Below are 19,050 nucleotides of genomic sequence, written 5' to 3' on the forward strand. Positions count from 1 at the left end.
CATACAAAAATCCCTCCGTAATCATCAAATGAATTATTGTATTTCATCTGACAACCATAAAGGGATTATTGCATTCTAACGAATTGTTCGGCATTTTACGTTAATACTCACCGGCTGACCGCCTTTTGGCACACGCTCTATTTTACGTTAATGCTTAGCAACTGACTGACTTTTGGCAGATACTTTTTTAATATTTTACTGACGATTAAAGATCTGTTCTTGAATCGAGCAACTTTTGAATAATAGCAGTAAACAGGCAAATTCGTCATAATAAAAAACGGAATGCAATCAAATTGCCTAGCACCAGCCAGTGTTCAACTAAGCAACTTGTGTGATAAATTCATAGCTAGGTTCAGCTAAATCCTCATCAAACTGAATTTGCAAATCATAGCCATTAAAAAACCATTCATCATCCTTGGTAGCAAAAAATGTTAATTCATCTTGCTGAGTTAATCCTAAAGACTGTTCTCGATCAGGAAGTGGGGCCAGCTCAATCCCAACAGAAAAACCATCATGTACCGGCGTACTGCCATATACCTTACCAAATAAATGAATTCCCTGTTGTGCAGTTAAATTAAATTCTTGTTTAAACCAAGCGGTTGCCGCTGGTGAAATAGAAATCTTCATCAGAATATCCTCCAGTTATGTCAATTTAGTAACGGTTACTTAGCTAAATGATGTTGAAACGCATAAATGGCTGCTTGAGTCCGATCTTCAACTTGTAATTTTGCCAAAATATTAGAAACATGCGTCTTGACTGTTTTCAAAGTAATGAATAGTTCATCCGCAATTTCTTTGTTACTTTTGCCTTGAGCAATTAATGAGAGGACTTCACGTTCGCGAGCTGTTAAATCTTCATATAATTGCGGTTGATTTTTTTCGGCCATCCGATTCATCATTTTGGTTGTTACTTCCGGCTCTAGCACAGACTCACCCTTAGTTGTGGCGCGAATTGCTTGAGCTATTTCTGCAGCCGTTGAGGTTTTCAAAATATAACTTGCCGCACCAGCTTCAATCGCCGGGTAAACTTTTTCATCATCAATAAAACTAGTCAAAATAATAATTTTTGCTTGGGGCCATTTTTTCAAAATTTCTTTCGTCGCTTGAATGCCATCCATTACTGGCATCACGACATCCATTAGAATCGCATCGGGACGTACTTCTAGCGCCTTAGTCACACCCTCGACACCATTTTCTGCTTCTGCGACAACTTCCATATCAGGTTGGACTGACAAGTACGATGAAATACCTAGCCGCACCATTTCGTGATCATCAACAATCAAAACTTTAATCATGTTTTTCCTCCGTTACAATTGGCACGCGTATTTCTACACTTGTCCCTTCATTTTTGAAGCTAATCGTCCGCAAAGTACCCCCAATTGCTTCAGCACGTTCACGAATATTCGAAAGCCCATAACTACCAGCCTTCTCTTGCTGCTTCATATCAAAACCGACCCCATTATCCACAACCCTTAAAACAACCACTTGATCAACTTGTTTTAAGAAAACTTGCATTTGATCCGCATGCGCGTGTCGCAAGGTGTTCGACAATAATTCTTGCACGATGCGGAAAAGATTATCCTCCACTCCAGAATTCAAGCGAACATCGTCCATTTCCCAAGTAATCTTAATTTTAATCTTGGTTTGTAATTCTTGCAACAGTTGGATAATGCCCTCTTTAAGAGAACGCCCTTCCAGATTGGTTGGTCGTAGGTGTAATAATAAGGCCCGCATTTCAGATTGAGCCTCGTTGATCACCTTTTCAATTCGCGTAATCATTTTTTGATAATTAGGATCAAGATTTGTTTGTTGTGCAGTTTCACTCAGGGCCGACAACATCATCATGGCCGCAAATAATTGTTGTGAAACCGAATCATGAAGTTCACGTGCTAAACGATGACGTTCGCCTTCAAGAATTTGTTCACGTGTTTCTCCTTCAAATCGCAAAGGTTGATTAGAAAAAGTTTGTAGTTCCTGTTGTAGACTGGCAATTTTCTCATTAAGTTGAGTCAGCCGTTGATCAATTGCTTGGGAACGACTATCCTCACTTCCTAATTGCCATTGCTGTTCCACATAATGACCCTGAAGAATACTATCCAGAACTTTTAAATGATGGCGTTCAGTTTTACGACTTAAATAATTGATCAAGCTCATCATTAAGAGCCCAAACAATGCTGCTCCAATTACCAAATAACCAATTAGTGAAATCGACCAATAGGATTGGAACAACATGGTGCCTAAACTGGACCAATTACCACTAGTATAAGCAACCATTAACAACGGCACAATTGCAAATAATAAGGCGCCCAGCATGGTTAAGGCAAAGACCCAAAGATTACGAAAGTGGCTCATACATAAACCACCTCCAAATCACCTAGTAGGCAGCTCGTAACGATGCGAATCCGCCGCTCACTTTTTAAATACTCAGGACTCTTTAAACTAAATGTTTGATTTTTTAATTCATGCCGCTGACCGGAGATTCGCACTTCCCCCAAGAAGGTCGCATGTTCCAAGTAAACACCAGTGCCAAAAGGAACTAGAATCCGGGTGTCACCAAAACCTTTTTGAAGAATCACAACATTTTCACGGTCAACTGGTAATAACGTATTGCCAAGATCAATAATTGTATCGCCGCCAAGTTCTTTTAAATTAATATCTTGCCATTGATAGACTTGGTTGCCAATTGTTTGATCACCCCACCACTGATTCTTCTCAACCTGACAGTGCTGATTATTTTCAGCATCAGTTGTCACTTGCGGGGCTAAATATTTCTTTTTTTGCCAGAAGAAATGACCACCCTGCCCTAACGAGGTCGGCGCAAATAACACTAGACCTAATAAAATGACAAACAGAAATAGCCAAAACGAACCTTGACTGGCCAAAGAAATCACAATTGCGATAATCGCTACTAATTTAATAAAATTGCTAACACGTTTGCCTTGTTGACGGCGACGGTTTTGGAGCAACAAAATTAAAATTCCAAGAATTAAAAAAATCAACGCTGCTGGTGTACTGAATACTTGCCAACCCAGTAAGATTAGGCAGCCAATCAGGACAATACCAAAGAAGGGAAGAAATTTACGCATAGTAACCCTCACTCATTTCATAATTTAAACCAATTATAACAAAATCTAATCAAGACGCCATCTGTCTCAAGTCTGAACTCTTTTGATTTTTTTACCAAAATAAAGAACAAAAAAACAAGTTGATTCCAAGCAATCCTGGTCAACAAACGCTAACCGCTGATCACTTTGAACCAACTTGTTAAATCAAACCAGTTTAACTGGCCTTTTTATTGTTAATTAGGCAACTGAAACAATCACTACTTTGAAAGAACCACCGGGGGTTTCAATTTCAACATTGTCGCCCTTTTTATGGCCAATCAGGGCCTTGGCAATTGGTGAATCATTGCTAATTTTGCCAACGCTGGGATCTGATTCGGCAGCACCAACAATAGTATATGATTCTTCATCATCTTCGCCGTCTTCTTTGAAGGAAACTGTTTTGCCAATTGTCACTTCATCAGGATCCGTATTGCTAGCGTCAACGACGTCCGCATAACGTAGCATTTCCTCGATTTGGCTAATCCGCGTTTCAACAACACTTTGCTCATCTTTTGCAGATTCATATTCTGAATTTTCTGATAAGTCGCCAAAACCACGGGCAATCTTAATACGGGCAATTACTTCCTGACGCTTAACCGTTTTTAATCGTTCTAATTCGTTTTGTAATTTTTGTTGACCTTCAGCGGTCATTGGAAAAGATTTGTCAGCCATACTATCTAACACTCCTGATTCATTATTTCACTAATATTTTTGTATACAAGACAATATAATATGTTTTCTGATTTAGTTTGTCAATCATTGACCACTAAAACTTCTGTTAAAATAGCCTAAATCATTTTCAGAAAAGACGTTTAATAGGTGTATCTCTAAAACATGACAGTAAAAATCCGCAGAATTGAAATCAGTTCTACGGATTTTATTTAAAAATAACTTATTTATCAGCAGCTGCCTGTTTTAAAACTGAACGAACTTTGGTGACTAGTAAATCAATTGCCACACTATTTTGGCCACCTTCAGGAATAATCACGTCAGCATAACGTTTAGTGGGCTCCACAAACTGATGATAAGTTGGCTTGACTGTTTTAATGTATTGTTCAAAAACACTATCAACACTGCGACCACGCTCGTGAATATCCCGCTGAACTCGCCGTAGCAGCCGAATATCATCATCTGTATCAACATAAACCTTGATATCCATTAAATCTCGAATCCGTGGATCATCCAAAATGAGAATACCTTCAACAATAATCACATCACGTGGTTCCTGATGCCGTGTTCGCGTTGACGGATTATAAATTTCATAATCATACAGTGGCACATCAATTGCTTGATGCTGCAACAACGCCTGTAAATGAGCGAGTAATAAATCATTATCAAACGCTAACGGATGGTCAAAGTTGATTTGTTGGCGCTCTGCTAAGGGCAAAGGCGAATACTTATAATAAGCATCCTGTTGTAACATTGCCACTGAATGCCCAGAAACACTTTCGAAAATGCGCTGACTAACTGTCGTTTTTCCACTACCGGAGCCACCGGTAACACCGATAATTATTGGCTTTTGCAAAATAAGAGGCCTCACTTTACTGATCTAAACTTGCATTTGTTGCCAGATGTTCGTCATAAGTGTGTGAATAGTAAACTTTACCCGTCTTCAAATTAGCGACAAAGTAGAGATAATTCTGATCACGATCACTTGGCTCAAGAACTGCCAAAATTGATTGCATACTTGGTGAGTTAAACGGACCAGGACCATAACCAGCATTTTTGTATAAATTATATGGTGATTTAACGGCAGTATCCTTATTTGTCAAACTCTCTTTATGTGTATTTAACGCGTACATCACGGAAATATCAGATTGCAATGGCATCTCAATCGCCAAACGGTTAAAGAAGACACCGGCAATTTTTTTCCGATCACTTTCCTTGACCCCTTCACGTTCAACTAAGGAAGCTAGTGTCAACACTTGCTGAACAGTCAGCTTTTGTTCTTTGATTGTACTGTAAGAGCCACTTAATTTTTCATCAGTCGCTTTCACCATACTAGTGACTAAATCTTTCAATGTGTCACCATCATAAACACTATAAGTCAATGGGAACAAATAACCTTCTAAGCGATAACGAACATCTTTTGCTGCCATTGCTGAGGTAAGCAATTCAGGATACTTCTTAGCCAATGATTTCATGAAACTTTCATTCTTCATCAACGCCAGGAATTGTTTCTTCGACCATTTCGTGTTCTTGGCAACAACATCACCAATTTCCTCAACAGTCACCCCTTCTTTAACCAGCACTTTACCAGTAACTTTCCGGTCGGAGTAACCCTTTTGTAATTGGGTGACAATTTGATCTAAAGTCATTGAAGGGCTTAAATAATAATCCCCGGCTTGAAAATTAGTGTAATTATGCGTCTTAATATAATAACTAAAGACTGACGCACTTTTAATGATTTTACGATTTTGCAACTGCGCCGCAATTTCTTTATTGCTGGACCCAATTGGAATCTTAACCTCAACTTTAGTTTTATCACTCGTATTAAATGGTTCTAACGATGTGTGGACGTAACGATAAGTCATAAACCCAATTACTACGATTAAAATGGAGATGATACCCACAATCCAGTAAACAATTCGACTGGCTGCTTTTTTTTCCGCATTGTGACGTGCGTGCTTTTCCTCCATCTCACCAGCAATCTTAGTCTGTGTCTTTTGGTCTGGAGACTGATGATCTGCCAAAGTAAAAAGCCCTCCTCTAAAAATACTTTCGCATTATTATACCAAAAAGTGCCTCTAAACACTCCTATTTTCCTAAAAATTAACTAAACTGCAATAGTCGAGGCATTTTTAACAACTAAAATGAGCTAATTAGCGACTGATTTATTAGTTTACTTTGCATTTGCTAGTAGAACTTGCTGGAAAGTTCATGAACTTAAGATACGCTAAAAATATTCTGCCAGGGGGGGAGAGAACCCTGCGACCAATTGCAGCACTGTTTAAAGGCCAGCTGGACCACCAAGAAAAGGTTCATGATTGTCGTATAAAAAATAAACTGATTTTTAGCTACCAAAACGTGTGCTCAAATGGCAACCGGCGCCGCTTAACTCAAAATACCGCGCAATTCTGACGAATTGCGCGGTATTTTGAGTTAGTGTCCACCTTTTGTCATGCGCTATTGAGATGACGACTCCCTGGTTAAGCATTATTTATCATCCGCCGATTTATGTTATGAGGCCATATTTTCAACCGAAATAACAGTCGCACTGACCATTTTTTTTACAAAAGTACGGCTAAGTTAACACTGAAAATCACTTTTTCACTGCTTACTAACTAATTGAGTCAACTAGGACGCAATTATGACAAACGATGTTGATAATGGTACCAGCCCGTTTCGCGCTCTGCTAACTGATTGTATAGCTGTTGGGCACTAAGATTGCTAGTTCGTGTCATCCAATCAACGCTAACACAATCATGAGCTTGTGCCCAAGTAAACGTTGCCTGAATCAGCTGGCGAGCAATACCTTGGCGCCGCGCCTGCTGTTGGACAAACAAATCATTTAAAGTTAGTGTTCTTTGCAAGGCGCGCGTATCGAACCCGAAATAATTTAACGCGAACCCGACAATTTCTTGATTTTGCACCGCAACCAATAATCCACCGACCGAATTAGACTGGCTCAATCTAACTAAATGCGCCGCCATTGCCGTCTCTGAAAATTGATGTGGCACTGGGCTGTCCCCATAATAAAGCTGCATTAGTTTAACTAACGTTGGCGCATCTGCCGATGTTGCTTCACGAATAGTGACCATCCATAACCTCCATTAAATCAATCAACTTAGTGGGTATTACTTTCAGAAAATCAGCGAACTTGAGCCTTGAGATTTTCAGTTAAAGCTGATGTCACTTTCAACATCACCTTATTGATTTGTTCGTCTTGCAAAGTAGCTGCTGGATCTTGAAAATGCAGGCGATAAGCTAAGGAACGTTTATGATGACCAATTTTTTCACCAGCAAAGACGTCGAAAATGCTAACATCGGTTAAATACTTGCCACCATTTTCCTTAACTAGGGCCACAACCTGGGCATTACTAATATTCTGGTCTAGAATCAAAGCCACATCTCGCTCCACAGCCGGATACTTAGCCGCTGATTCTGAAACGATTGTTGGTAACTCAGTATTCAAAATAGCCAATAGATCTAATTGCATCACATAAGTGACTGGCAACGCTAACGCTTGTTGTTCATTAGGATGAATTTCGCCGACAAAGCCAATCACCTGATCTGCTAAGATAATTTTAGCTGTCCGACCAGGATGTAGTTGGGCAATCGTATCATCAGCGACGAACTGTACCTGATCAGCCACTCCTAAAACTGTTAATAAATTAACGACTTCACCTTTAGCATCATAGAAATCATACTGGCGAGTCTTAGTTAACCAACTAGTTGGCTTAACCTGACCACTCCACAAGGCAGCTACCATTGGCACTTCCTTAGGCTGATTTTGATTGTCAACGGTTTGGAAAACATTGCCTTGCTCAAAAATTGCCACGTCATTTTGTTGATGGGCCAAATTATATTGCAAATCCAACAATAAGCCACTAATCAAGTTTTGTCGTAAATAAGCATGATCTTGAGTCATCGGCCAAGCCAACTTAATTGCTGGTTTTGGTGTGTGAGTGAAGGCAACTGCTTGTGGCTCTGTCAATAATGAATAGCTAATGACTTCATCGAGACCATGCGCTAATAAATTCTTGCGTACTGTCCGAATTAATTGTTGCCGCCGATTGAAACTTCCTTTGGTTTGAATGCCAGTTGGGAGCGTGCTAGGCAACTTATCGTAACCATAAAGTCGCGCAATTTCTTCAATTAGGTCAGCTTCAATGCTAATATCCCAGCGACGTAACGGTACTGTGACTAAAATTTTATCAGCCTGATCTTGATAATCAAATTGTAAGTCTTGCAAAATTGCTAGCATTTCTTGGCGACTAATTTGTGTTCCCAAAACATGATTAACTCGTGCAGGGTCAAGTTGCACTTGCAACGGTTGCCGAACTTGTTGATTACCAATGGCAATCCCCTCGCAAACTTGACCACCTGCTAAATCAGCTAACAGTTGGCTCGCACGTCGAAGTGCAGTCTCAACATCTGCAGCATTAATACCTTTTTCAAAACGAGTCGAGGCTTCAGTGTGTAAATTCGTCCACTGAGCTGTTTTACGAATTGACGTTGGATCAAACACTGCAGCCTCTAAAACAACCGTTTGCGTTTGATCAGTAACTTCACTATTCAAGCCACCCATCACACCTGCAACGCCGACAGGTTTTGCCCCATCAGTAATAACTAAATCAGACGGACGTAAATGCCACTCTTCCCCATCTAAAGTTACAAATGGCTCGTCAGCTTGAGCTAAACGAACGCCAATTTGCTTACTTGATAGTTGGTCGTAGTCGTAAGCATGAAGTGGCTGTCCATATTCCAGCATGACATAATTCGTCACATCAACCACGTTATTAATTGGCCGGATACCATTATTCCATAAGCGAATTTGTAACCACAATGGGCTAGGCTTAATGGTAATATTTTCAACAACTTTCAATAAATATTGTGGGACTAATTCGGGTTCAGCTACGCTAACTTTAATTAAATCACTGGACTTTGCGCCACTTTCATTTAAGTTAACTTCTGGGAACCGTGGCTTTTCATGGATCATGGCACCAACTTCATAAGCGGCACCATGCATCCCCAAAGTATCCGCCCGATTAGGTGTAATATCAAAGTCAAGTAGACGATCGTCCATGCCTAAGAATGAGAAGACTGGTTGGCCAACTGGCTTAGCCTCAGGAAAAACATAAATACCATGCAAATATTCTTTAGGAACAACGCTATCGCTGAAACCAATTTCCTGTAAGGCACAAATCATACCTTCAGAGGCTTCACCACGCATTTTGCCGCGTTTGATTTTTTCATTATTAGCGATGCGTGAACCAGGTAAGGCAACAATGACATATTGATCTGCTGCTACATTAGGGGCCCCACAAACAATTTGAACTGGCTCTTCGGCACCAATATCAACTTGACATAAGGTTAAATGATCAGAGTTTGGATGTGGACGTGTTGCCAAAATATGACCGACAACAATTTTCTTTAGACCAGCATCTGGCGCAATCACACTGGCAACCTCAATCCCAGTCACAGATACTTGGTCGGCTAATTTTTGTGGTTCAATTTGCTTTAAGTCAACGAATTGGCTTAACCATTGGTATGAAATTTTCATAATTATTTAACCTCCCGTTGGAATTGATGTAAGAAACGTAAATCATTTTGATAAAATTCTCGAATATCATTAACACCATATTTCAACATGGCAAAGCGATCGGGCCCTAAGCCGAAAGCAAACCCACCATAAACTTGTGGATCGACCCCAGCTCGTGATAACACATTAGGATGAACCATTCCGGCTCCTAAAACCTCGATCCAACCCGTATACTTGCAAACACGACACCCCTTGCCACCACAGGCAAAGCAAGAAATATCCACTTCAATTGAAGGTTCCGTGAATGGGAAGTAGCTTGGGCGTAATCGAATTTCCCGTTCCTCACCGAAAACATGGCGAGCAACAACCTCAAGCGTCCCTTTCAAGTCAGCCATCGTGACATGCTTGTCAATCACTAGGCCTTCCAGCTGATTAAACTGATGTGAATGAGTGGCATCATCATTATCGCGACGATAAACACGCCCTGGGCTGATCATCTTCAAAGGCCCCTTAGAGAAATCATGCTTTTCCAAGCTACGAGCTTGATTAGGTGAAGTATGCGTCCGCATCAACAAATCATGCGTAATATAAAAAGTATCCTGCATATCGCGTGCCGGATGATTCCGAGGAATATTCATCATTTCAAAATTATAATGATCAGTTTCCACTTCAGGACCATCAATTACTTCATAACCTAAGCCAATAAATAATTCTTCCAAATCATCAATTGTTTGATTCAAAATATGTGGCGTCCCCACTGGTGCTGGTCGCCCAGGCAAAGTCACATCAATCGTTTCGTGCGCCAAGCGTCGTTGCAATGTCTTCTGATCTAAAACTTTTAATTGATCATCAATCGCGCTACTTAAGTCGCCTTTAATTTTATTTGCAAACGAACCGACTTGTGGTCGTTCCTCATTACTTAAATCCTTTAGACCTCTTAAAACCTCAGTGATTGGTCCCTTTTTACCTAACAACTTAACTCGGATATCGTTTAGCTTCTGTTGATTATCAGCAGCTTGAATATCTTGCAAGCCCTGATCTTTTAACTCTTCTAATCGCTGTTTCAAACTCATGAAACCAACCTCCTTCAACTATTTTGACCAACAAAAAAAGCCCGCCCCCAACAAAGGGACGAGGCAACGCGGTACCACCCTAATTCAAGTTCACCATTATCAGTAAACTTGCACTTAAGTCGTAACGCTGACTAGCGTGATTTCCTACTAACATTCGTATTCAAAAATCAACTCAGAAAGGAATTCGTCAAACCGACCTATTAACAATCTTGCAGCAAATGATTGTTTCTCTGTATCAACATGGCTTAACTACTGGCTTTCATCATCGAACTAATTATTCAGTTGATTGATATAGTCATATCTTACCTTTAGAAAAAATTGAAGTCAAGTACTGGTGCTAGCACTTGAAAGACAACCAGCCGACAGTATCCGACCTTTTTACTCAAAAAAATTTTTTAGCCACTAAAACGTGTTCTCAAAAAGCCACTAGTTCTGCTTAACACAAAAATAACAAACAATCCTAGCGCAGAATTGTTCGTTACTTTACGCTAATGCTCAGCGGCTAGAATGCCAAAATTATTAATTACTCAGCTGAATTTCTACAATTCCCATTGGTCGGCCCAATCATGAACAGCATCCATAACTGGTAATAACGCTTTGCCTTTTTCAGTTAATTTGTAAGTCACTTGATGACCTTCTGATTCAGAGAAGCGATCAATTAAACCAGCTGACTCTAATTCTTTCAGTCGTTCCACCAAAACTCGATCAGAACAACGGGAAATTGCTTTTGCCAAATCTTTAAAGCGTAGTGCTTCATTCTCACAAAGAACACTGAGAATCAAACCATTCCACTTTTTTCCTAGAAATTCAAACGTCCGTTCAAAACGTGGACAAATTTGACAAGGTTCATCAGCAACAACATTCGTTGCAAAAACATGCGTCGTCATAATACTCTCCTCCATTGATAATGCGACCACTAAAAGGTCATTACAATAATGTCCGTAAATAGGCTAAAGGTTTCCGTAAACGTGCCTTCATCAGAAAACGCCAAGGCCGCGCAACTTCTTGCACAGCAACTTGATCATCAACCAATGAGACAATCCAGCTTTCGCGATACTTAGGCAAAGCCAAAGTCGCGCCAAACATATGCTTAATAATAATATCTTTTTCCTTGGCCGATAACTCAGTCAACCGCTCAGCATTACGTAAAGCAATCCGCGGATGAATATAAGCATGCGTGCCCGTATCAAACTTCACTTGTCGCCAATCATAATAAAACAAGTCATGCAGCAACCCTGCCCGTGCCGTCGCACGATAATCCAAATGATGTTTCTTGGAAATCAGGTAGCTAAAATATGAAACCCGTAAACTATGATCCAAACGATTCGTGTAATGATGCTGAGTGTACTCAGCTAACTTTTGAACTTCCGGCCGGTCCAATAAATCTTGAACAATACTCAGATATTCTTGGTCATGACGCCAAGAAGAAAAATCTACCATGCAAAGGCTCCCTTACTATTCGTTAACTGACCATCGATTAACCCAATTCTACCAACTTTTTTTAGAAAAATAAACTCAAGCGACTTACAAATGATAAGTTGTCTAGTTTAGTTGTAACTGATACATCAAAATTGCGGCAGCAATCGCAACATTTAAGGACTCAGCATGTCCAAAAATTGGTACATAAAGATTAACATCCATTACTGCTGCCAATTCTGGTGCCATGCCATGGGCTTCATTACCTAAAACTAAGGCATAAGCACCCGAAGCTGGCTGAAAGGCGCGCATATCTGTGGCCTTAGGATCTACTAACGTGCCTAAAAGTTGATAACCAGCCGTCCGTTGAGCCAACAACCAATTCTTCAAATCAGGCACTTGTAAAACCTGTAAATGGAATTGACTCCCTTGCATGGAACGTACGACTTTGCTATTCCAAGGATCAATTCCGCCTTCGCTAAAGACAACCCCAGCAAAACCGGCCGCATCTGCTGTTCGCACCATTGTCCCCGCATTACCAGGATCTTGCACGCGATCTAGAACCAGCCAGGGTTGTGGTTGTTCCGCCGATGTTACAACGGTCTCTTGCTGGGCAATAACAGCAAAAACACCTTCAGGATGAACAGTTTCACTTAAAGTCTCAGTCACCCGAGCCGTGATTTCAATTGTTGGCCCAGCTGAAACTTGATTTGCTAAAGCTGTTACCAACGGTAAATAATCAGCCTCAACTAATAAAAGTTTGATCTGCTCAGGTCGATTATTCAGTGCTTCCTTAATTGAATGCCAGCCTTCCAATAAATATTGGCCTTGTTGCTGACGATACTTTTTCTGTTGTAATTTTTTAATTTGTTTGATTTGCTCATTTTTTGGTGACTCAATTTTTTGCATTTAATATCGACCTTCATTTTCTAATTACTTCTATCATAGCAAATTTTCGGCCAAGTTAAGGAAAAAAAACAGAAATATCTCTGCATTTGTCAGCACTTAACGTTTTGAAACATTCATCCTTTGGTCCAGAAATTTTACTAAGTGTACCCAAAAAGTAAGTCTAAAACAAGTAAAAATCGTGATTTAAGTTAAATTTTTAAGAATACTGTTAGAAGTTTACAAATAATGATCGGTGTTTAGCAATCAATGGTTTATTCCATGGTGACAGTCTAACGATTTAAAACAAACTACTAAGCGCAAGACTGGCATCCTTTTCAATTGACCTGTTCTAAAGGCTTTATTATACTGTAAGAGAGGTGATTGCGATGCGTCGTGGTGTTGCATTGACAGTGCATGGCCGAGTTCAAGGAGTTGGCTTTCGCTGGATGACTAAAATGGTTGCCGATCGTTTACAAATCGTTGGTGAGGTTGCCAATAACGATGACGGTTCTGTTTACATTGAGGCCAGTGGTGAAGAAGCAAATTTAACCGAATTTATTGCTGCTATAAAAGCTTCCCCAACTCCTAGTGGTCGTGTTGATCAATTAGATGAAAAAACAATTCCTGCAGCTCCAGCACTAGGAAAATTCCACGTAACTGGTTAATTTTCTAAGACCGTAGACTGATTATTACCATTCAGTCATGGTCTTTTTTGATAAAGACTAGAAATCAGCGTCCAGATTAGGTATAGTGTTTTCTGTGAATGCTTTTTATATTCCGCATTCGCTTTAATATTCATATCTTATTTTTGAAACGATAATGAAGGAGTTTTTGCGACAAATGCGTAATAAAAAGAAATTACTTTTGCTTTTAGGTTTAGCAGCGGTCATGATGTTGGTGCTCAGTGGTTGTGCCAATCAATACCAAAATCCTAAGGTGCCAACTGGATTCTTCTATGGGTCAATCTATAAATATCTTGCCGTCCCAATGCAGAAATTGATTGTCTGGTTTGGTCAATTAGTTGGTGGGTCCAACGGCTTTGGCTGGGGCGTTATTCTGATCACGTTGATCGTCCGTTTGATTCTATTACCATTAATGTTACATCAGACTCAGAAATCAACGCGTCAAACTGAAAAGATGAAGGCTGTTAAGCCCCAAATCAACATGATTCAGAAGGCTCGTGCTAATGCGCCAGCAGCTCAGGCAGCACAATTAAGTCAGTTGACCATGGATGTCTACAAGAAAAACAATTTAAGCATGACTGGTGGTATTGGTTGCTTACCATTACTACTGCAATTACCAATCTTTGCCGGCCTATACCAGGCCGTACAATATTCACCACAAATTGCTAAACAGGCTTTCTTCGGTATTCCTTTAGGCAAACCAAGTATTGTGATTGCCATCATTGCAACACTTTTCTATGTTGGCCAATCTGTCTTATCGCTGGTTGGTATTCCGCCAGAACAACGTAAACAAATGATGACTATGATGGTTGTTGGCCCGGGAATGACTTTATTTATTAGTTTAGTTGCCCCCGCTGCCTTAGCACTTTATTTCTTAGCTAGTGGGATCATGGCACTAGTGCAACAAGTCATCACCACTTATGTGATTATGCCAAAAATTAAAGTTGACGTTGATCGCGAGCTGAAAGAGAACCCGATCGTAACCGTTATCGATGAAGCGATGCTAGCTAAAATGACACAGACAGCCACGGCCGCAATTGGTAGTACTGGCAGCGTCAAGGGTGTTGAAAGTCAAGCAACACAGCAAAATAATCGCTCACGTAATGCTGGCAAACAACAGCGTCGCCCTAAATAACGATTAGTTATAAGTAAATACAACGAAGCCTTGACCAGTCTTTTACCAAAAATAAAATGAACTTTAGTAGCTGAATTTTATTCTCAAAAGATACTTAAAGTCCTTAAACGAAAAGAACAAGTCTATTCTCAAAAATTAATACGAACTTTCGTTGCTGAAACGTGTTCTCAAAAGCAACCGGTTCCGCCTAACGCAAAAATGCCGAGCAATTCTAACAACGATTGTTCGGCATTTTTCGTTAATGCTCACCGGCTGACCGCCTTTGGTGATACCTTAAATGTTCAGCAGTCCTAAATTTTGTCAGTCACTTTTTTCAATCATTAATGTAACCGTGTGACGCCATCCGGTAAATCTAGTTTAGATTGATCATCCTGATGCGGTAAATTCTCTGGTGAAATTGGCCCATTGTCCCGAGGTAGGCTCACTTTAAATTGAGACCCAGAATCAACGACGCTTTCAACCGTCAAAGTGCCACCATAGGCTTTAACTAAACGAAAAGCGATAGATAAGCCTAAACCATTACCACCACGTTCACGAGAACGAGCCTTATCGACCCGGTAAAAACGATCAAAAATTCGTTGTTGATCCTGCGGAGAAATACCTAAACCAAAGTCTTGAACGACAATATTAACATGTTGTTGATCACTATCAGCACTCAACAAAACTTCTTTACGTGCTGCTGAATACTTGACGGCATTGTCCAACAAAATAATAATAATTTGTTCCAAATGATTACGATTCATGCGCACAAAAGTTTGTGGTGCTAATTCAACATCAGCCTGAATCGCAAAATCTTGATGCAACATTTGAATATTATCAACTGACTGTGAAATAACAGCCTGAACATTGGTTTGTTCATGAACGGTTTTGATTTCAACCTGTTCTGCACGAGTTAATTGCAGCATTTCTTCGATCAAATTATTCATTCGTGCTGTTTCTTGCGTGGCAGCTGCTAAAGATTCTGCTAAAACTTCTGGGTCATCTTTTCCCCAGCGATTTAACAGTTGCAAATGGCCCTGAATCACTGCAATTGGCGTCCGTAATTCATGAGAAACATCACCAACAAATTGTTTTTGCTGTTCAATATATTGTTGAATTTGATCCAGCATGCCATTAAATTGCCGAGCTAGGTCACTAATTTCATCATTACCAGAAAGTTGTGGAATTCGCGCCGTTGATTCTGGTGATTGATCAATTTTATGAATCGTTACCGCAATTAAATTGATTCGCTTCAATAAACGATGCACAATCAAATAGCCAATAAATCCACTAAATAGCACTGCCACCACGATTAGAATAATCATCTGCCAACGCAATTGTTGTGTGGAACGGTATAAACTATCCATTCGATTAACAACAATCACATAACCTGTCAACCGATAATTAGGCTGTTCATAAACTGGCATCGTCGTGACCACTACCCGGCGCCCATTTTCTTTAACAATTTTTTGAGTTTGACTCGAAACCGGTTTAAATTTGACACTAGTATCACGCGAAGTAAACACCTGTTCTAATTGCCGATTATAAATACTGACCGATAAATCAGAACGCGATAACTGATTAAACACTGAATCTTGATAAAAAGGATCCGAATTATTTTGCGAATCACTATTATCAAGTTGGTTGTCACTTTGATAGTATTCAGGTGTCATCAAAGGCACCACTTTAGCAATCGTCAAATTTTTCTTAACATTCCCTAAGCGGTCAACTACTAATTTAGCCGTTTCAGCTGTCGTTTTTTTCTCCTGAGCCAAAAGATTATTATTAAATGTCGCATAAATAATACTGGCGAAGATCACAAAAGTAAAAAAAATGGTCAGACCAACAGCGGCGGACCATTTTACCCGTAACGTTAAACGTAAACTTTTTTTAGTTGCATTTGTTTTTTTAGACATTAGGCCACACCCTTAAGAATGCATGACATAACCTGTTCCACGGACAGTTTGAATGTAGCTTCGGCGGTTAGGCCGGTCAATTTTATTCCGTAAATAACGGACGTACACATCCACGACGTTAGTTGCAACCTGCTCGTTGTAACCCCAAACTTGGCGCAATAATTCATCACGCGGAACAACTGTATTGGCATTCTCTACCAAAATTAAAAGTAACGAAGATTCCCGCTTTGATAATTGAATGATCTCACTACCGCGGATAACTGTCCGCGTTTGTGGTTCAATAATCAAATCACGGAAAACAATTTGCTTCTGATGTGCTGCCCGTGACTGACGTTCCATGTCAGAACGCCGAATCAAAGCCCGTAACCGCGCAAGCAATTCTTCAATGGCAAATGGCTTAACTAAATAGTCATCAGCCCCATCATCCAAGCCAGCAACGCGATCTAAAACTGAGTCCTTAGCCGTCACCATAATAATTGGTGTTGACTTTTCTTTACGAATGCGTCGACAAACTTCGAACCCGTTCAAGTCTGGTAACATTAAATCTAATAAGATAACATCCCAGTCTTGGCCCAGTGCTAAATCTAACCCAGCACGGCCGTTACCCTCAACCGTGGTGTCATAACCTTCATGAGATAATTCTAAGTCCAAAAATCGGGCCAAGTTTTTCTCATCTTCAATAATTAAAATCTTTTTACTCGCGTCTAATTTAGACACCCCCAGTAATATTTTCAAAACGTTCAGAGCGTAAATTCGCACATTAGTTAGCGTGCATGAAATCGGTCAAGAGAAATTCTCATATTCTTCTAATATATTAGAATCTCATCAAAATGTCAACCTTGAATTAAAAGTTGTTCGCAACCACGTTCAGCTAATATCAGCCGCCACTTTTAATGCCAGTGCAGATTAAAGAACAATCTCTGAATCAGCACTAATTAAGTATCATTACTTAATGATGATCCCAAACTATCAGGCACTACAACAAGTACCACAATTCTAATGAAAACTACTGAAGATTAAACTAAAAAAAGCTTATCCCGAAGTTTAGAAATCGCTCTAAACGTGGGATAAGCTTAATTAGTTTACTTTAGTTTTTCTATTGTTCCTCGTACCAAGTATAGTGAGATTTCAGTAGTGCCAGCTCATTGACGTGGCATGTACCGTATTTGTACCATATTTTAACTTTTTAAGATTACATTTTATTAAAATGCGGCTATTTTCTTCCTATATAACAGGACCCAACTTTTAAAATATTGCTAAAACTTTAAAAGTTTAGGATGTATATTTAATTTAGTTCGTAAGTCTACCGATTTAAGCCAATAAAAAAGCCTACCTCCAATTTAGGAAGTAGGCTTATTTTAATACATCAATATTTGATTAGGATGGATCATTGAGTTAATGGTTTTACCATTTTTGGCAGCTAGTGTATACATGCTAATACCAAGTTTAGATCCAATCAACCACCAACTATCTCCGTACTTAACCGTGTAAGTTAGAGCGGTGTTGGCAGTTGTCGAGCCGATAGTTAGACGTTGTCCGGGATAAATCATTGCGTTAATGGTTTTGCCGTTACGTGCAGCTAAGTTATACATACTGACGCCAAACTTATTAGCAATCGCCCACCAGCTGTCGCCGTACTGCACGGTATAACTATTGGTAGAGTTGACCGCCGGTGTACTTGTATTGCCGACACTTAACAGTTCAACGTCAGATTTATTGGCCCAGCTCATGATACCAGCAAGTAAAACTTTATTGCCACTAACCTGCTGCACTTTATAGGTCTTACCACGCACCCAGCTAGGAATCCCAACGCCATTAGCCCAACGGTTGGTAGTTAGATTTACTTTAACAGTGTCGCCAACCTTGATGTTAGCTTTGGCTGTATTATTAGCCGCCTGGCCAGCATTAGTTGCAGGTGTCGAAGTATCCGGCTTAACAACAACTTTACCTGTGTCAGTCTTATGACTTGAGCCATATCCATTGTCGGTAATACCAGTTAAATCAATATTACCATCGAGGCCGCCAGCAATATAAGTCGATGTAAACTGGAAAATCCCAATATTATTGAAGCTCGGGAAGTAATTGTAATTAGGTGTCGGTGTTACAGCATAGTTAGGATATTCTGCCATCCAAAGTGGGTACTGATTGGCAATTGTGCTTAAGCTTAAATGCGAAGTTAGGAAAGACTTGTAACCATATAACATTGCTGTGTAACCAGCAGCTTTAACTCGGCCTAAAGCATATAAAACCGAGTCTGTATCTGGATAACCATCCTCAACGTCTAAGGCGACAATTGAGCCTTTAGGAGTCTGTACCTTTGGCAAATAGTAATTAAGCATCTGATCGGCTTGCTGACGTCCAGTAAATCGACTGTAGATATAAGTGTGAGCTCGCTTACCCGCAGCGATTGCCGACGATACTTGCGTCTTGTAAGTCCATTGATCAACAAAGCTACCGTTGTAGTAGCCGCCAACTTGGCTAATTACGAATTTATCACGCTGGTAACCGTAAACGCCGTTGGCACCCTGGTATTTAGACCAGTCAACTCCCTGATCACCTTTTGCCGCACTCGCATAATTAGCAGGCACAGCCATAAAAACAGCCGCCACAATTAATGTGACGGCCAAGACTAATTTCTTTTTAAATTTCAT

The 19,050-nt window shown here is 40.0% G+C and carries 18 protein-coding genes and 1 other annotated feature; of the genes, 2 read left to right on the plus strand and 16 right to left on the minus strand.

Annotated elements, in window-relative coordinates:
• Positions 1-318: 318 nt before the first annotated feature.
• The 13 genes from EKM81_RS06575 to EKM81_RS06635 all read right to left on the minus strand — a co-directional run bounded on the left by EKM81_RS06575 (position 319) and on the right by EKM81_RS06635 (position 12,707).
• Positions 319-627, minus strand: a complete 309-nt coding sequence (locus tag EKM81_RS06575) for a HesB/YadR/YfhF family protein (protein WP_125650080.1) — start codon at positions 625-627, stop codon at positions 319-321.
• A gap of 35 nt (positions 628-662) precedes the next feature.
• Positions 663-1,295 carry a response regulator transcription factor gene (locus EKM81_RS06580; protein ID WP_125650082.1) on the minus strand — a complete coding sequence of 211 codons (633 nt, stop codon included), beginning with the start codon at positions 1,293-1,295 and terminating at the stop codon, positions 663-665.
• Positions 1,288-2,352 carry a sensor histidine kinase gene (locus tag EKM81_RS06585; RefSeq protein WP_125650084.1) on the minus strand — a complete coding sequence of 355 codons (1,065 nt, stop codon included), beginning with the start codon at positions 2,350-2,352 and terminating at the stop codon, positions 1,288-1,290. The genes EKM81_RS06580 and EKM81_RS06585 overlap by 8 nt, the downstream gene beginning before the upstream one ends.
• Positions 2,349-3,086, minus strand: a complete 738-nt coding sequence (gene liaF / locus EKM81_RS06590) for a cell wall-active antibiotics response protein LiaF (RefSeq protein WP_125650086.1) — start codon at positions 3,084-3,086, stop codon at positions 2,349-2,351. Before liaF ends, EKM81_RS06585 begins: the two co-directional genes overlap by 4 nt.
• Positions 3,087-3,302: 216 nt before the next feature.
• Positions 3,303-3,776 carry a transcription elongation factor GreA gene (gene greA / locus EKM81_RS06595; RefSeq protein WP_125650087.1) on the minus strand — a complete coding sequence of 158 codons (474 nt, stop codon included), beginning with the start codon at positions 3,774-3,776 and terminating at the stop codon, positions 3,303-3,305.
• Between the two features lie 220 nt (positions 3,777-3,996).
• The gene (udk, locus tag EKM81_RS06600) at positions 3,997-4,629 is read right to left on the minus strand and encodes a uridine kinase (RefSeq protein WP_379880851.1); all 633 of its coding nucleotides are present in this window, start codon (positions 4,627-4,629) and stop codon (positions 3,997-3,999) included.
• 16 nt (positions 4,630-4,645) lie between these two features.
• Positions 4,646-5,743 (minus strand): endolytic transglycosylase MltG, encoded by a 1,098-nt coding sequence (gene mltG / locus EKM81_RS06605; RefSeq protein ID WP_125650135.1) that lies wholly within the window; start codon positions 5,741-5,743, stop codon positions 4,646-4,648.
• A 669-nt stretch (positions 5,744-6,412) separates the two neighbouring features.
• Entirely contained in the window at positions 6,413-6,865 is a 453-nt protein-coding gene (locus EKM81_RS06610; protein WP_125650091.1) for a GNAT family N-acetyltransferase, read from the minus strand.
• 50 nt (positions 6,866-6,915) lie between these two features.
• A complete protein-coding gene (pheT, locus tag EKM81_RS06615; protein WP_125650093.1) occupies positions 6,916-9,330 on the minus strand; it encodes a phenylalanine--tRNA ligase subunit beta in 2,415 nt (804 codons plus the stop codon).
• A 2-nt stretch (positions 9,331-9,332) separates the two neighbouring features.
• Positions 9,333-10,382 (minus strand): phenylalanine--tRNA ligase subunit alpha, encoded by a 1,050-nt coding sequence (gene pheS / locus EKM81_RS06620; RefSeq protein ID WP_164509238.1) that lies wholly within the window; start codon positions 10,380-10,382, stop codon positions 9,333-9,335.
• 51 nt (positions 10,383-10,433) lie between these two features.
• Positions 10,434-10,657 (minus strand) — a binding site (T-box leader).
• 264 nt (positions 10,658-10,921) lie between these two features.
• Complete coding sequence (locus EKM81_RS06625) at positions 10,922-11,269, minus strand: winged helix-turn-helix transcriptional regulator (RefSeq protein ID WP_125650095.1); 348 nt, start codon at positions 11,267-11,269, stop codon at positions 10,922-10,924.
• A gap of 40 nt (positions 11,270-11,309) precedes the next feature.
• Entirely contained in the window at positions 11,310-11,822 is a 513-nt protein-coding gene (locus tag EKM81_RS06630; protein ID WP_125650097.1) for an HD domain-containing protein, read from the minus strand.
• A 102-nt stretch (positions 11,823-11,924) separates the two neighbouring features.
• Entirely contained in the window at positions 11,925-12,707 is a 783-nt protein-coding gene (locus EKM81_RS06635; protein WP_125650099.1) for a TrmH family RNA methyltransferase, read from the minus strand.
• Positions 12,708-13,072: 365 nt separating this feature from the next.
• On the opposite strand from EKM81_RS06635, the gene EKM81_RS06640 reads away from it, so the two are divergent.
• Together EKM81_RS06640 and yidC are read left to right on the plus strand one after the other, a co-directional pair.
• Positions 13,073-13,351, plus strand: coding sequence for an acylphosphatase (locus tag EKM81_RS06640; RefSeq protein WP_125650101.1), 279 nt, complete (start codon positions 13,073-13,075; stop codon positions 13,349-13,351).
• A gap of 175 nt (positions 13,352-13,526) precedes the next feature.
• On the plus strand, positions 13,527-14,504 hold the full coding sequence (yidC, locus tag EKM81_RS06645; RefSeq protein ID WP_125650103.1) for a membrane protein insertase YidC: 978 nt from the start codon (positions 13,527-13,529) through the stop codon (positions 14,502-14,504).
• 320 nt (positions 14,505-14,824) lie between these two features.
• Here the strand turns inward: yidC and EKM81_RS06650 are convergent, their stop codons facing one another.
• The 3 genes from EKM81_RS06650 to EKM81_RS06660 form a co-directional block, all read right to left on the minus strand.
• Positions 14,825-16,399 (minus strand): HAMP domain-containing sensor histidine kinase, encoded by a 1,575-nt coding sequence (locus EKM81_RS06650; RefSeq protein ID WP_125650105.1) that lies wholly within the window; start codon positions 16,397-16,399, stop codon positions 14,825-14,827.
• Positions 16,400-16,411: 12 nt separating this feature from the next.
• Positions 16,412-17,116, minus strand: coding sequence for a response regulator transcription factor (locus EKM81_RS06655; protein ID WP_125650106.1), 705 nt, complete (start codon positions 17,114-17,116; stop codon positions 16,412-16,414).
• Positions 17,117-17,757: 641 nt separating this feature from the next.
• Positions 17,758-19,050, minus strand: coding sequence for a LysM peptidoglycan-binding domain-containing protein (locus EKM81_RS06660; protein ID WP_125650108.1), 1,293 nt, complete (start codon positions 19,048-19,050; stop codon positions 17,758-17,760).

Origin of the sequence: Lapidilactobacillus gannanensis (genome assembly GCF_003946675.1) — a bacterium.
In the GTDB taxonomy this organism is placed as follows: domain Bacteria; phylum Bacillota; class Bacilli; order Lactobacillales; family Lactobacillaceae; genus Lapidilactobacillus; species Lapidilactobacillus gannanensis.